The sequence below is a fragment of the Brevibacillus agri genome, assembly GCF_004117055.1.
GTDB lineage: Bacteria > Bacillota > Bacilli > Brevibacillales > Brevibacillaceae > Brevibacillus > Brevibacillus agri.
The window spans coordinates 3,075,575-3,090,627 of sequence record NZ_CP026363.1; the positions used below are offsets into that span (position 1 = coordinate 3,075,575).

10 protein-coding genes are annotated in these 15,053 nt (G+C 53.5%); 6 read left to right on the forward strand and 4 right to left on the reverse strand.

The window, feature by feature from the left end:
• Window positions 1-64: 64 nt before the first annotated feature.
• The 6 genes from BA6348_RS15130 to BA6348_RS15155 all read left to right on the forward strand — a co-directional run bounded on the left by BA6348_RS15130 (window position 65) and on the right by BA6348_RS15155 (window position 9,447).
• Window positions 65-1,846, forward strand: a complete 1,782-nt coding sequence (locus BA6348_RS15130; protein WP_122952457.1) for an ABC transporter ATP-binding protein — start codon at window positions 65-67, stop codon at window positions 1,844-1,846.
• Between the two features lie 2 nt (window positions 1,847-1,848).
• Window positions 1,849-3,636 carry an ABC transporter ATP-binding protein gene (locus BA6348_RS15135; RefSeq protein WP_122952458.1) on the forward strand — a complete coding sequence of 596 codons (1,788 nt, stop codon included), beginning with the start codon at window positions 1,849-1,851 and terminating at the stop codon, window positions 3,634-3,636.
• Between the two features lie 54 nt (window positions 3,637-3,690).
• Window positions 3,691-4,425 (forward strand): thioesterase II family protein, encoded by a 735-nt coding sequence (locus tag BA6348_RS15140; protein ID WP_122952459.1) that lies wholly within the window; start codon window positions 3,691-3,693, stop codon window positions 4,423-4,425.
• A 50-nt stretch (window positions 4,426-4,475) separates the two neighbouring features.
• Window positions 4,476-6,068, forward strand: coding sequence for an alpha/beta hydrolase (locus tag BA6348_RS15145; protein WP_122952460.1), 1,593 nt, complete (start codon window positions 4,476-4,478; stop codon window positions 6,066-6,068).
• A gap of 163 nt (window positions 6,069-6,231) precedes the next feature.
• Complete coding sequence (locus BA6348_RS15150) at window positions 6,232-8,487, forward strand: ATP-binding cassette domain-containing protein (RefSeq protein WP_007786636.1); 2,256 nt, start codon at window positions 6,232-6,234, stop codon at window positions 8,485-8,487.
• 102 nt (window positions 8,488-8,589) lie between these two features.
• Complete coding sequence (locus tag BA6348_RS15155; RefSeq protein ID WP_122952461.1) at window positions 8,590-9,447, forward strand: class I SAM-dependent methyltransferase; 858 nt, start codon at window positions 8,590-8,592, stop codon at window positions 9,445-9,447.
• A gap of 2,310 nt (window positions 9,448-11,757) precedes the next feature.
• Here the strand turns inward: BA6348_RS15155 and BA6348_RS15165 are convergent.
• The 4 genes from BA6348_RS15165 to BA6348_RS15180 all read right to left on the reverse strand — a co-directional run bounded on the left by BA6348_RS15165 (window position 11,758) and on the right by BA6348_RS15180 (window position 14,994).
• Complete coding sequence (locus BA6348_RS15165; protein ID WP_005836277.1) at window positions 11,758-12,450, reverse strand: DUF4241 domain-containing protein; 693 nt, start codon at window positions 12,448-12,450, stop codon at window positions 11,758-11,760.
• Between the two features lie 94 nt (window positions 12,451-12,544).
• Window positions 12,545-13,252, reverse strand: a complete 708-nt coding sequence (gene deoD, locus BA6348_RS15170; RefSeq protein ID WP_122952482.1) for a purine-nucleoside phosphorylase — start codon at window positions 13,250-13,252, stop codon at window positions 12,545-12,547.
• Window positions 13,253-13,373: 121 nt separating this feature from the next.
• Window positions 13,374-14,171: a glycosyltransferase family 2 protein gene (locus BA6348_RS15175; RefSeq protein ID WP_005836274.1), complete on the reverse strand. Its 798-nt coding sequence runs from the start codon at window positions 14,169-14,171 to the stop codon at window positions 13,374-13,376.
• Window positions 14,101-14,994: a hypothetical protein gene (locus BA6348_RS15180; RefSeq protein ID WP_005836273.1), complete on the reverse strand. Its 894-nt coding sequence runs from the start codon at window positions 14,992-14,994 to the stop codon at window positions 14,101-14,103. The genes BA6348_RS15175 and BA6348_RS15180 overlap by 71 nt, the downstream gene beginning before the upstream one ends.
• Between the last annotated feature and the right edge of the window lie 59 nt (window positions 14,995-15,053).

Sequence of the window (15,053 nt, forward strand, 5' to 3'; positions counted from 1 at the left end):
TCCCCTTGGGAGAAAGCTTTTCCGGGGGGAATCCATCCCTAACATCTTTGGAGAGGAGCCGCACATGATTTTTCCCAAGCAAGATCCCCACGCAAGGAGCACCTCCGCGTTTGGCTGGGCATTGTCGTTTGTCAAGCCTTACCGGATCTGGGTTGTGATCTGCATCGTTGCTTCGGTGCTCGTGGCGGTGGCAGACATTTGGATGGGCATCCTGATTCAAAGCATGGTCGAACATACAAACGACTTTGACAAGCTGGTCAGCATCGCCCTCATCATTTTTTGTCTCACCATCGTCGGTTTTCTCGCAAAATATTTCATTACGTACGCAGCAGCCCGATTCAGCGCAAGAGCCATGCGGGATTTGAAAAACAAAATCGCTGCTCATCTCGAAAAAGTCCCCATGTCCACGATGGATCAATACCATTCAGGCGATCTCGTCTCTCGCCTGACAAGCGATGCGCAACTCTTGCAAAGTTTTTTGCAGCAACATTTTTTCCAACTGTTTTACTTGCCGGTCGTGTTTGCCGGGGCACTGGCCCTGCTGCTGTCGATCCATTGGAAGCTGATTCTTTTCAGCGTCGCGATCCTGCCTGTTGCAATCGCGGTCACAGGGCGGATGAGCAGACCACTGCAAAAGTACGCCGAGCGGATGCAGGAGCATTTGGGGCAAACCAACGCCATTGCCCAGGACACGTTGTCCGGGATTCACATGGTGAAAGCTTTTCAACTGGAAGACGTGATGTACCGCAAATACGCAGCGGGGATGAAACAAGTGCTGCACAACGGGATACAGGCGGAAAAAAAGCGAGCTTTTATGACCGCCCCCGGCATTTTGCTGTTTTCGGCCCCGATCCTGTTTTTTGTCGCCTACGGCGGTTACTTGATCCAGACAGGGGAATTGAGCCTCGGCAGCCTGGTCATTTTCAGCTATTTGCTTCACTTTATTATCGAGCCGCTGTCTCTTGCCCCCGTGCTGTTTGCCCAAGTCCAGGAAACGTCCGGAGCAGCCAAGCGTCTGCAAGAAATTTTTTTGCAGCCTGTGGAGCCAGACGATCAGCCAGCCATTCGCATCAATCCACAAGCGGTTCCGGTCGAGTTCGAGAGCGTCACGTTTGCCTATGACACGACGAACATCGTGGAGGACGTCAGCTTTGCGCTCCCCCGCAACAAAACGGTTGCGCTGGTCGGCTCCAGCGGCAGCGGAAAGAGCACCATTCTGAAATTGCTGTGCGGGTTTTACCAACTCGAAGCGGGCAACGGGTGCGTGAAAATGTTCGGGCATTCCTTGCACGACTGGAATACGGCACAGATGCGCAGCTATTTGTCCCTCGTCTCGCAGGACACGACGCTTTTTCCGGTGTCGATTGCGGAAAACATCTCGTACGGCCGGATTCATGCGACGCGAGACGAGATCATTGCTGCGGCCAAAGCAGCCAATGCGCATGATTTCATCATGGAGCTTCCCCACGGTTATGAAACAAAAGTGGGGGAACGCGGCTCTCGCCTGTCTGGCGGACAAAAACAGCGTATCGCTATTGCCCGGGCGATTTTAAAGGATGCGCCAATTTTGTTGCTGGATGAGCCGACGTCCGCTCTCGATACCGAGTCGGAGGCGCTCGTCCAGGAAGCGCTGGAAAATGTGATGCGCGATCGGACGGTGCTGGTCATTGCCCATCGCCTCTCCACGATCAAAGACGCGGATGAAGTGCTCGTCCTCGAACATGGCCGAATCGTCGAAAGAGGCACGCACTACGAATTGCTTGCCCAAGGCGGCGTGTACACCCGCTTGTATCAAAAACAGTTTGCCACAGAGGAGCAACGAGCGCTGGCAGCGGAGGGGATATAGGAATGTTCATCCAAAAGTTGGGGCAGGAGCTTCTTCAACTGCTGTCGTTGATGAAAGCCAAAAAGCGCGCGTATTTTTTGGGGCTTTTGGGCGATGGAATCGGGCAAGCCTCGGTTTTGGTCGCGTTGCCATTTGTGTTTAAGGACTTGACCGATTTTGCGCATACAAAAGACCCGGCCCTGCTCACCAGAGCGATTGTCACCATCGCCGCGATGTTTTTGTTGTTCAGTCTCCTGTCGCCCTTTTTTAGCTACATCTATCGGCGCTGCGTTCGCGAGCTGATTGCCGACATCCGGCTGCTTGTCTTTCAGCGTTTGAGCCGATTGCCGTTTGCCTATTATGAACAGCACCATTCGGGCGATACGATGTCGCGGCTGGGCAACGATGTCCAACTGATGGAGCGGGCGTACGGAGAGCAATTGAAAACGCTGTGCATCATTTTGTTGTCACTGATCGGGTCTATCATCGGGATGTTTGCCCTGGATGGAAAAATCGCTACGGTGCTTTTGCTCGTAAGCACGTTGACCTTGTACGTGAATGCGCAGTTTGCCAAGTCCGTGCGGCGCATCGGCGACCAGTTGCAGCAGCAGTTGGGGATCGGAACCGAACGGCTGAGCGATTTTTTGGCAGGCTTGCCCGTCGTCAAAATGTTTCATTTACATAACGTCGTGACTGCCCGCTATACGAAAGCCAATGAAGAAGTGGCTTCGTCGGCCATCAAGCAAGGGCATAAGCACGCGCTGCTGGAAGGGACCAACTTTTTCATCCAGTTTGTCAGCTTCGGCGGAATGCTTGTGGTTGGCATCATGCTGGTCGCCAAACAAATGATCGGACTCGGCGTACTGGTCGCCATGATTCAGCAGCAAATGCTTGTGACACTGGCCTTTTTGCAGCTCGGTCATGTCATCACTACGTTGCAAGGCTCGCTCGCGGGCGCTTCGCGGATCGTCGGGTTTCTCCAGGAGCCGCTCGAACCGGACCAGTACCCGCTCCGTTTCGCCCACGCCGATGATAGCGACAGCATGCTGAAAATGGAGCAGGTCGTCTTCGGATACACCGCCGACACAAAAGTGCTCGATGGAGTATCGCTGCACATCGGACGCGGCCAAATGGCTGCGCTCGTCGGGACGAGCGGCGGCGGCAAAAGTACGGTCATGAAGCTTTTGCTAGGCTATTACCCGCCTGCAGCCGGCTCGCTTTTTCTGATGGGAAAACCGCTCGGACAATACTCGATTGCCGAACTGAGAAGCCTGGTTGCCTACGTGCCGCAGGACGCCTTTTTGTTCGAAGGGACGATTGCAGAAAACATCCGCTACGGTTGCCAGGACGCCACGGAAGAAGATGTCGTGAGAGCGTGCAAAGCGGCCTACGCTCACGATTTCATCCTGGAGCTGCCGGACGGATATCAGACGAGAACGGGCGAGCGGGGTGCGAAGCTGTCGGGGGGACAGCGTCAGCGCATCGCGATTGCCAGAGCGATCCTGAAAAATGCGCCGATTTTGTTGCTCGATGAAGCAACCTCTGCGCTGGATGCGGAATCGGAGTATTGGGTGCAGCAAGCATTGGCGGCTCTCATGCAGGAAAAAACGGTTCTGGTCATCGCGCATCGCCTGTCGACCGTCGAGCATGCGGACATCATTTACGTGCTGCACGAAGGAAAAGTCGTGGAACAGGGGCGGCATGCGGAGTTGCTCGCTCAAAACGGTTTGTACGCCAGCATGTATGAAGTCCAGCAGCGAAAAGACCTACCTGCGCGCGAATGGTCACAGAGCAGCGCCGGCCTCGCATAGCCGTGTTTGGCAACGGGCTACGCTTTTAGGAATCAGGAAAGATGGGGGAAAGAGATGAAGCTGTTTTGCTTTCCGTACGCAGGCGGACTTCCTGGCATCTATTACAGTTGGAAGTCGAGACTTCCGCCCACGTTTTTGGAAATCGACCCGTTTGAGGTGCGCCCGCACCCTCCCCAGCAAAAGCAGGATACGTTCTTGCCAACCTGCTTTTACGAGCTGCTGGAGGACGTGTGCGAACGGATCACGCCCGCGCTTCACGAGACACGGTTTGCCTTTTTCGGCCACAGTATGGGCGGTCTCGTCGCTTTTGAGCTGACGCGAAAGCTGATGCAAAAGGGAGCGCCGTTGCCCGAGCACTTGTTTTTGTCCGCCTCGCGTGTACCGCATGCGTATCACAAGCTCGTAAAGACGTACAACCTGCCGCACGCCGAGTTCGTCGAAGCGTTGCGCAAGCTCGGCGGCACACAAGAAGACGTCTTGGAAAATCCGGAGCTGCTGGAGCTGTTTTTGCCGATCTTGCGGGCCGATTTTCAAGCGGTGCAGACGTATGAAATGAATCCCGCCCTTCCACGCCAAGTGCCTGTGAACATGACGGTGCTGTATGGTACGGAGGATTCGATTGAACCCGAAGATATTTGGGCGTGGCGCGACTACTGCGAGCGAGCGTGTCGCTTTTACCCGGTGTCTGGCGGTCATTTCTTCCTGCACCAGCAAACCGGCCCGATCCTCGAAATCATTCAACATGCGCGGAACGAAGAAACCATGGTGCCAATCCATCCCTCTTTCTAGCAAAGCGGGGTGGCACAATATAAATCCTATCTGAAAAGGTTGGTGTTACGATGAAAACGCAAAAAGCTTTGTCCCGCATGCTGGCAGCCGTTACGTTAACGACGGTACTGGTCTGCCCCACTGTCGCAAGCGCAGCGGCTCCTGCTCCGATGCTGCATGACGACAACCCGAACGGCCATTTTGGGGACTGGTACACGGGTGCAATTCCTCCCAACGTCTCCAATGACAAACCCGTGATTCTCTTTGTGCAAGGCTTGCACTCTACCTACAAAACATGGTACACGGAAGACGGATTTTACGATGCGGCCTATAACGCCGGGTATCGTACCGCTTTTGTCCAGTTGAAGGACGCAGATGGCACTGGCGGAAACATGTGGACAAACGGTGCGAAGCTCGCCGAAGTAATCAAAAAAGTGGCAAATTATTACGGCGTTTCGAAAATCAATGTCATTGCGCATTCCAAAGGCGGCATTGACACACAGACCGCGCTCGTCCACTACGGGGCACATCCGTACGTAAACGTGGTCCATCAGTTGTCTACCCCGAACAAAGGGTCAGAACTGGCGGACCTGGCATACAGCAACTGGGCAGGGTGGCTCGCGGATATTCTCGGCAAAAAAGACGATGCCGTGTACTCCTTGCAAACGTCATACATGGCGAATTTCCGTTCCCAGACCGACAACCGTAGCGAAAACGGTTACACGACCACTTACATGTCTGCCGGAACAGGCGACGATGGCTTGTTTAGCGCCACGTGGTTTGCCCATGCCGTTCTTCCCGGCGAAGACGATGGCGCTGTTTCCGTAGATTCGGCTCTCGGCTTGCCTTACGGGATCAAGAGCTTTACGAAAAACATTTCCCACGGGCAAATCGCGAAAGCTTCGCACACGTGGAACCTGGTCGAGCCGAAACTGAAAAAAGCATCCGCTGCGCTTCGCGAACAGCCGAACAAAGTAAGCAAAACCAAAACGAAAGCTTCTGCCGCAGAAGAAAGCTCCTTCATTTTGCGCGGCGGCGAAGTGGAGGACAAGGTATCTGAAACGTTTTTCCTGGAGAGCGGCATTGACAAGCTGAACCTCGACACGATGACTGCCTCGAAAGATACGAAGGTGACATTGATTAGCCCGTCTGGCCAGGAGTATGAGGCAGATTTGAGCAAAAAGAACAACGCAGAGGACGAACCTCCGATTTTCAGCGATGCCGTTCATCATTTCATTGAAGTCGACGAGCCAGAAGCGGGGGAATGGACGCTTGAGGTAGAGGGCGAAGACGATGCGTTCTTCATGGTCGCTTCGATTGAAGGCGGCGAGCGGGCCAAGGTAAAAGCAAGCAAAAAAGTATTCCAGCAGGGCGACAAAGCGAAAATTTCCGTCGAGCTGGGCAACAACGAAATTGATCCGTCCTTGCTGCAAAAAGCAAATGTGACGCGCTCGCTCAACGGCAAAAAGGCGAGTGTGCTCGACCAGGTGAAGTTTGCCATCAAGGGCGAAGAGCTGACTGGCAATTTTACGGTCCCAACCAAGCCGGGCGTGTACAATCTGTCTTTTGACGTAACGGGCATCAATGAAGACGGCGAGCCATTTACCCGTTCGATCAACTACAATTTTGCGGTAACCGATGACGATGGTGAGTTAGAGAAATAAGCTGCGGCAAACGATGGACGACCCTTTTTACAGGGTCGTTTTTTTCTGTGTCGGCCTTCTCTTCCCGGGGAGAAAAAGCATGTCCGGCTCGACTATGGATGCACGAGGAATGGTACAATGGGAAGATGAGTCAGAAACTACCAGTAGCGGGAGGGTGTTACGCATGAGCGAACCGAATCAGGAGTATATCGTCATCTCGGGTGCGCGGGAAAACAATCTCAAAAACGTATCGTTGCGCATTCCCAAACGGAAGATTACGATTTTCACCGGGGTATCCGGGTCCGGCAAATCTTCCATCGTGTTCGATACGATTGCCGCAGAATCGACGCGCTTGCTGAATGAGAACTTCAGCATGTTCGTGCGCAATTTCCTGCCGCGCTATCCGCAGCCGGATGCAGACGCAATCGAAAACTTGAGTATGGCTGTCATCGTCGACCAGAAGCGGCTGGGCGGCGGTTCGCATTCCACGATGGGCACGATTACCGATATTTCTCCCATTCTCCGCCTGCTTTTTTCGCGGGTGGGGCAGCCGTATGTCGGACAAGCGCACATGTTTTCGTTTAACGATCCGCAAGGGATGTGCCCGGAGTGCAACGGGATCGGCCGCAAATTGGGCGTCGATATGAGCAAGGCGATCGACATGTCCAAGTCGCTGAACGAAGGGGCGATCATGCTGCCGGACTATAAAGTAGATAGCTGGGATTGGACGTTGGTCGTGCAGTCAGGCTCGTTTGACCCGGACAAAAAGCTGCGCGATTACTCGGCGGAGGAACTTGAGCAACTGCTGTACGGCAAAGCGAGGAAAGTGAAGCTGGACTTCGCCGGAAAGGCGACGAACATTACCGTGGAAGGCGTCATCGAGAAGTTCACCAACAAGTACATCAAGCAGGACGTGAAAACGAAGTCCGAACGCACCCAAAAAGCGGTCGCCCCGTACATTATCGAAGGGCCATGCCCTAGTTGCCGCGGCGCAAGGCTCAGCCAGGCCGCGCTTAGTTGCAAAATCAACGGGCGCAACATCGCGGACATGTCTGCCATGGAGGTCGGCCAGCTCATCCGCGTCATCCGGGAAATTGACGACGCCACCGCCGCCCCGATCGTCAAGTCGCTGACAGAGCGGCTGCAGCATCTGGTCGATATCGGGCTGGACTACTTGACGCTGGACCGGGAGACCGATACGCTGTCCGGCGGCGAGTCGCAGCGCGTCAAGATGGTCAAGCATTTGAGCGGCAGTCTGGTGGATGTCACTTACATTTTCGATGAGCCGAGCGTTGGCTTGCACCCGCGCGATGTCCATCGGTTAAACGGCTTGCTGCAAAAGCTGCGCGACAAAGGCAATACCGTCATCGTCGTCGAGCATGACCCGGATGTCATCAAGGTAGCCGACCATATCGTCGACGTCGGGCCTCACGCGGGCAGCCGCGGCGGCAACATCATGTACGAAGGCAGCTTCCAGGGTCTGCTGGAGTCAGGCACCCTGACAGGCACGCACATGAAGCGGCCGCTGCAGTTGAAGCAAGATTGCAGGCAGCCGTCCGGCAATCTTTCCATTAAAGAAGCTACTTTGCACAATTTGCAAAACGTGAGTGTGGACATTCCCACAGGCGTGCTGACAGTCGTGACGGGTGTCGCCGGCTCAGGCAAAAGCACGCTCATTAACGAAGTATTCCTCCGCCAGCATCCGGACGCCATCGTCATCGACCAGTCGGCAGTAGGCGTGTCGACGCGCTCGAATCCCGCCACCTACACAGGAATTATGGACGATGTGCGCAAGGCGTTTGCTTCCGCGAACAAGGTCAATCAAAGCTTGTTCAGCTTCAACTCCAAAGGCGCTTGCGAGAACTGCCAGGGGCTCGGGGTCGTGTACACAGACCTGGCCTTCCTTGAGAGCGTGAAGCTGCCGTGCGAAGTATGCGGCGGCAAGCGGTTCAAGGAAGAGGTGCTCGACTACAAGCTGAACGGCAAGTCTATCGCAGATGTACTGGAAATGACAGTGGAGCAGGCGTTGGACTTTTTCGAGCTAAAAGAAGTCGTCCGCAAGCTGCAGGCGCTAAGCGATGTGGGGCTGAACTACATTACGCTCGGCCAGCCGCTCAGCACGCTCTCGGGCGGGGAATGCCAGCGCATCAAGCTGGCCAGCGAGCTGCATAAAAAGGGCAGCATTTACGTCATGGACGAGCCGACGACAGGACTGCACATGTCAGATATCGGCCACCTTTTGGAGATCATGAACCGCCTCGTGGATGCGGGCAATACCGTGATCGTCATCGAGCACAACCTCGAAGTCATCAGCCAGGCGGACTGGATCATCGACATGGGGCCGGACGGTGGGAGCAAAGGCGGCCAGGTTGTGTTTGAGGGCACACCGTCGCAGATCGTCCATGCGGAGCAGTCGATCACGGGGAAGTATTTGCGGTAAGGCGGAGATGAGGGAGCTTTCATCCATCGTAAAAAAACTAGCTCAGATAGCCACAGGTTTCTAATGTTTTGTCAAACAGTCATGAAAAGGAGAGCTTATATCATGCCAGACAAGCAAAAGACAATCCCGGACAACACGGCGGTGCGAGTCGCATTGTGGCGGGCATTGCACGTCCGGCTCGACTCCGCACCACATGTGCTTGCAGACGAAGTTGGCCTGCAACTGGCGAACCCGGACGCCGATTGGCGCCAGCGCCCCGATATGGACCCGCAGTTCTCGCGCAGCTTCCGGGCGTCTATCGTAGCTCGTGCCCGCTTCGTGGAGGATCTCGTCAGCGAACAAGCCGATCAGGGCGTCACGCAATACGTTATTCTCGGTGCAGGTCTGGACACTTTTGCCCAGCGTCGCCCGGAGATCGCCGCGAACATCCGCGTCTTCGAAATTGACCAGCCCGAGACACAGGCATGGAAGCGGCAGCGCCTGCTGGACCTCGGCTTTGGCATCCCGGAGTGGCTGCGGTTCGTCCCGGTCGACTTCGAGGCAGACCAGTCCTGGCTGGAGCAGCTAAAGGCTGCCAGCTTCGACGCGAGCCGCCCGGCAGTGGTCGCCTCGACTGGCGTTACCCAGTACCTCACAAAAGACGCCATTGCCGCCACTTTGCGCCAGGTAGCGACGCTCGCACCTGGCTCCACGCTGGCGATGACGTTCCTTTTGCCGATGGAGGCCACAGCTCCCGAGGTCCGTTCCGGATTTGCCACATCCGCAAAGGGCGCGCGTGCAAGCGGAACCCCGTTCATCAGCTTTTTCACGCCGCCGGAAATGCTAGCTTTGGCCCGCGCGGCCGGGTTCCGGGAAGTTCAGCACGTGTCTGCAAGCGAGCTTGACCAGCGGTATTTTAGCGGTCGAGCAGATGGGCTGCGGTTGCCTAGTGGAGAGGAGTTTCTTCTAGCGAGTACTTAGGTTAGGCTGTTGGGAAAATGTGCGAGTCGGCTGCACCGTGCAGGGAGATACATCTGCACTTTTTCCTTTGCCAAAAGCAAGGTGTAGGATAAATACCTATGCCTTGCTTTTTGATTTCACCTTTTTGGCTCGAAGGAAAAGCATGCGCTTGCCGCAATGCGATATTTGTCCCGCGATAGCAGGAGCGCACAAAGGGCTAAAGATGTTGCGCGGCGACGTTTTGTTCCGCCTCTGGAAACAACTGCACATCGAGCGGGTCATGTTATAATTACTCTTGGCCACCGATTTTTTCTGGCAACGTGCATGCAAGGGCTATCTCCAAATGACCAGTTCGTTCAATGTAATCAAATTGGCGAACGGGCGCATGTGCAAATGTTTGCTCAAACCAACCAATTATCCATTCATTTGTAATTAGTTCTATATCTACAATCAGAAGTTTGGTATTCCGCAAAAAAGTGTGCCTCTTCCTTACTTTGTTTCATCATACCGGAATCTACTGACTATTGTCATAATTGTCAAATAGGAGGATTGTATTCCGTTTTCCACGAGCAGTCAAGCTTTTTGGGGGAAATTTTTACGCCGATCTTTTCCGTTTTTGCAGTTGTCGAGGCGGCAAGACAAGAGATCACGAGGGCCAAGGTTTCGGGTGTTTATCAAACCGTCATTTTCAGCGCTATCCGCTTAAACTCCTGAGCGGAAAGGCAATCCGGCAAAAGCGACGCCAAACCGAGGGAGCCGAACAGGGGAGAGAGGAGCATCAAACAACCAGGTGGAGGGGTCCGTTGCGAGGATTAGAGTTACTAACCATCAGCCAAGAGCAAGGGGGGGCAATTCGGGAAGTCGAATTTTATTTGAAGCTGGGGGCAAAATGCCAACCCGTGGTGAGGGACACGAACATCAAACAAAAATGATTAGATTTTGATTCAATGATGAGCGAAACTCATTTCGTTTTCCTTTCAGTTCATAAAACAGCCATTTCATGAACTGAAAGGAAAACTTGAAACTTTGACTGTGGAGGGCTACTACTTGGTTCTTCTGACGTCGACAAAAAGCATTACTGACAACTGTTTATCGTTACTGACAATTTCTCATAACTTACAACACGCTATTAACATGCAATCCCATTGCGAATCTGGATATAGCATCAAACTATGCAAAATCTATGGACGGAACCATAAATTTAAGCCATACGCAGTTATTGGAGCTGCTGCTGCATACTTAACACACTTAAATCGTACATAATCAGCACACATCATCCAGCGTAACCACACCCATGCATTTCTTGCTTTTTTTATAAGTTTACATAATATATATTATCGGACTCAAAATAAAATGGAGAAAGCAGCAGTTAGATGCGCTAACCTATTGCCTGTTTGCGTTACAAGAGCTACACAACTTGGATTGGCTACTAGCCGACGAACTTAGAGTTCCTGCATAGATGAGTCTTAAACCACCAGACACCACACGAATTATTTGCAACGTCCAAACGTCCAGTTCATCTAATACGATTAATACGATGCGTTTCCACGAATCGACCTTATAAGCACAGATGCAAATCAACAGCGACACATAACAAGCGATCGCCAACTGCGCATTTGCGCATTGCGGATTAAGCAACGTAATCAGCAGCAAACAGCAAACTTCGCAAACTCAACATTAACTTCAATGAACAAACCTCAATATCCGTTATCATCCGTTAGCCGTTAGCAACCTGCATACATCAGTTAACATACGCTCAGACGAAATTTTCATTTGACAAAAATGACAAAAAGCATGTTCTGACAATAAGCCACATCAGCAACCTTCCACCAAACTCGACCATTCCCTTCAGATACTCGCACTCGGGTCCCACATTCGGCGCGCGGTATTTTCGCTGCCTGAAAACGGTCAGTAGACCACATGCAATGCGAAAAAGCTCCAGTAAAAACTCACTATAAAGTAACTTTTTTAAGTATTATATAAAATTGTATTTACATTTATTGGAAATTAATTTATAGTATAATCGAGATCACTATGCCTAAAAATTCAAATTCACCCACCTGGAGGTCCCGACATGACAAAAGGCAAAATAAAATCGACGGCAACCGCCACCCGTTCCCAAAAACGCTCCTACGAAGACACCTTGAACAACCTGGCCCACTACCTGAAAAAAGAAGCCAAGAAAAAGTAAACATAAAAGAGTGCCCAAAAATAGCGGCACTCTGTTTTGACGTATATGAACTATGAACATTCCTTCCCCTTCGCCCTATCCTTCGCTTCCCTTCTCCAGATCAGAAGATATAAAGATAAGACTCCAAGAGGACTCCCACCTTACTCCCCTTCTTGCCCTTCCATCCAATCCACCAAATAAAAATCCGTCAACAGCCGAACGATTTGCCCGTCTGCGTCATAGCCGATATAGCTCGCGTAGCTGCCATCGCCCCAGCCGCTGGAAAACATCGCGATGTTGCACCCATCCCCCATATCTTTGACGAGCCAGCTTCTCGTATGCTTGTACGTCTGATCCATTTCCGCCATCAACGCCTCGGAAAATGCCTCATCCTGCTCCAAACGGCTCTCCAGGCGCTTGCACGCCTTTTCGTCCATAAAAGCGCCCGTTCCGGCGTCCACGCCGTAGCCGAAAAACTCATTGGCGGCGAGCTGCGTCACATCGGAATTTTCCCAGACAGCCATTTTCCAGCTAGCGACCGGCCTGTCGGCAAAAACGATCCGGGCCAGCGCGACGCGCTCATCCGGCTCCATTTCCCCTTGTGTCGCACCTGCCGCGTCCAAAGGCGTTACCTGGGCGATCGCAAGCTGCACCGGAAACGAGCCTGTCGGAAATGTTTCGGTAAACGGCTCGGTTTCAAACATGACGAGCGGATCGTTAGCGACGATTTTTCCCGTTGGCACCTGCAACTGGCCAATCTCCTGGGGCACCAGGCGGTATTCGTAGTTATGCTGCTCCGTGCGGAAGCCTTCTGTAAACGCTGTTTCGAAAAAATCCGGGTAATGCTGTCTCAAGCTTCATTCCTCCTAGCAAAGCGATATAGTGAGCGACAGAATGGAAGCAACCCACTGTCACGTGTTGCCAGCGGGTTGTCAGTCTTCGCGATGGTTATTTGGTTAAGACTGCGTCCAGCGCCACTTCAATCATTTCGTTGAAAGTCGTTTGACGCTCCTCGGCCGTCGTTTCTTCCCCGGTCAAGATATGGTCGCTTACTGTCAAAATGGACAAGGCGTTGCGCTTGTACTTGGCAGCGAGCGTGTAGAGCGCGGAAGACTCCATTTCTACGGCGAGCACCTGGTAGCCGGCCAGCTTTTTGTACAGGTCAAAATTCTCGCGGTAGAAGCTGTCGCTTGTGAAAATATTGCCGACCTTCACTGACAGGTTGCGCTCGGAAGCGACCTGGTAAGCTTTGTGCAGCAGGTCGAAGCTTGCTGTCGGGGCAAAGTCAATCTGGTTAAACAACAGGCGATTGACTTGCGAATCAGAAGAAGCGCTCATCGCAATGATGACGTCGCGCACCTTGATGTCCTCCTGGATCGCTCCGCACGTGCCGACGCGAATCAGGTTTTGCACGCCGTAAGATTCCATCAGCTCGTTGACGTAGATCGAAATCGAAGGCACACCCATGCCTGTCCCTTGTACGGATACGCGCTTCCCTTTGTATGTACCTGTAAATCCGAGCATGCCGCGCACTTCGTTGTAGCATTCGGCACCTTCCAGGAAGGTCTCGGCAATGTATTTGGCCCGCAGCGGATCGCCTGGCAGCAAAATGGTGTCCGCAATTTGGCCTTGCTTGGCTCCGATATGTATGCTCATAATCGCTTGCTCCTTCGCTTTCAAAAAATTTCCTACCAGCTTATCGTACTACAAAAACCGAACGCTGCAAAATGAAAAATATAGAGCGATACTTGTCGCAGCATCGCTTGTTTGAGGTTTTTCACTTGTCCTTTGCTTGTGCTTGCCAAAGGGAGAGCGCTTCCAGATGATCTCCTAAGTCTGTCAGGGCGCTTGTGCTGTCTCTCGCCTGCTCTGCTTTTGCCGCTTTGGCAGAGACGCGCTCCTTCGCGGTGCGCACGGGGGTTACTCGCAGCTCTTTTTGCAGCGCGATCGCCTGGGCGACAGCCGGAACGAACAAATGATGCGCGCCAATCGACGCCGCGGCCTCCCGGGTCATGGCAAAGGGAAGATCGCCCATCGACGAGCTGCCGAGCTCGCTTCGCTCGAGCAGGTTGTTCAGAAAACACTTCGCCAGCTCTACCGGATCTTGCCCAATTTTTTCGCTCGCAGGAAAAGCATGCGCTTGCCGCAACGCGATATCTGTACCGCGATAGCAGGAGCGGACAAAAAGCTGAAGCTGTTGCGCGGCGACGATCTGTTCCGCCCCCAGAAACAGCCACACATCTCCTGCCGCTTCGCGCGCGCCGATCGCCCGCCAGACGTCTTCCCCCAGCGCATACGGGTAGGCAAAAACGCGGAGGACGGGCGACGCCGAGTAAGCGAGCACATGCTCCAGTGACCGATCATGGCTGCCGTGCACGACGACGACAATCTCTAGCGGACAGAGCTTTTCTGCCTGCTTGAGCACCTTGACGATCGTGTCTTCGTCCTGCTCCACCCCGATGATAATGCTTAGTCTGTCCTGATTTTCCAATTTGTCCACATCGCTAATGCGACCGTTTTTTGCGACTTTGCGCCCTTTTGCGGGTTCTTTTGGGCCTTTCTTTCCGTTTGGCACCCCATTCATCCCCCTCCTTTTCGCGGGATTCCTGATAGAATACGGAACGCAAATGCAGCAGTCCAGGCGCTTGCACCAGGATGCGGTGCCGCTCTCCATCAGGCAAGGCGCCACGCACGTCTTTATCCTGCAGGAGCAGTTGAATCGCTTCGCCATGCTCCTGGAATATCAAAGCTTGCTTTTTGGCCAAAGGCTGATTCGCCGCTGACCTTTTCCGCGCTGCCTGGCCAGTCGAGCCAGATGTCACGAGCGTAATCGCCAGAGCCTTTTGCACAGCGCGGACGAGCGCAGCGGCCGGAACGTGCAAATGGTGCTGCCCGATCGCTTCCAGCGCTTTGCGGTTCAAGGCAAACGGAGCTTTTTCCAAGGAAGCGCTCCCGAGCTGCTTTTGCCCGAGCAGATGGTTCAATAGCGCATAGGCACAGCGCTCTGACGACAGCTTGCCTTTCGTCGTCAACACGCGGCCCCCTGCGGAGAGAACGAGGTCGTAGCCTTTCAGCAAGGCTGCGGTGTATTTTTTCAAGGAACCGAGAGGAAGCGTGATGCCTTCCTCCAAAAACAGCAGCACGTTTCCTTGAGCGTGCTGCGCCCCGATTGCCCGGCACTCGCTGGCCGTGGCCTGCTCGCTCGCCGGAACTACTTTGGCGCCCCACACGTATTCGCTGTCTGCCGCGTGCGGGGGCAAGCCTGCGCAGACGATTATCACTTCTGTAGCCAAAGCCACCTGTTTGGCGATGTGAACCAGTCGTTCCACATTCCTGGCTCCGCCATGGGTGGGGATAATGACGGACACGAGGCTTTGCGCATAGTTTTGAGAGTCCACTTCCCCTTCCCCCTCGCCAGAAAAGTAAAGCTATATCGGTAGTGTACGTACTGCTTGAT

Excerpts from the sequence above, each read along its gene's own strand:
- BA6348_RS15130 (WP_122952457.1), top strand. The coding sequence starts at position 65 with ATGATTTTTCCCAAGCAAGATCCCCACGCAAGGAGCACCTCCGCGTTT.
- BA6348_RS15135 (WP_122952458.1), top strand. The coding sequence starts at position 1,849 with ATGTTCATCCAAAAGTTGGGGCAGGAGCTTCTTCAACTGCTGTCGTTG.
- BA6348_RS15140 (WP_122952459.1), top strand. The coding sequence starts at position 3,691 with ATGAAGCTGTTTTGCTTTCCGTACGCAGGCGGACTTCCTGGCATCTAT.
- BA6348_RS15145 (WP_122952460.1), top strand. The coding sequence starts at position 4,476 with ATGAAAACGCAAAAAGCTTTGTCCCGCATGCTGGCAGCCGTTACGTTA.
- BA6348_RS15150 (WP_007786636.1), top strand. The coding sequence starts at position 6,232 with ATGAGCGAACCGAATCAGGAGTATATCGTCATCTCGGGTGCGCGGGAA.
- BA6348_RS15155 (WP_122952461.1), top strand. The coding sequence starts at position 8,590 with ATGCCAGACAAGCAAAAGACAATCCCGGACAACACGGCGGTGCGAGTC.
- deoD (WP_122952482.1), bottom strand. The coding sequence starts at position 13,252 with ATGAGCATACATATCGGAGCCAAGCAAGGCCAAATTGCGGACACCATT.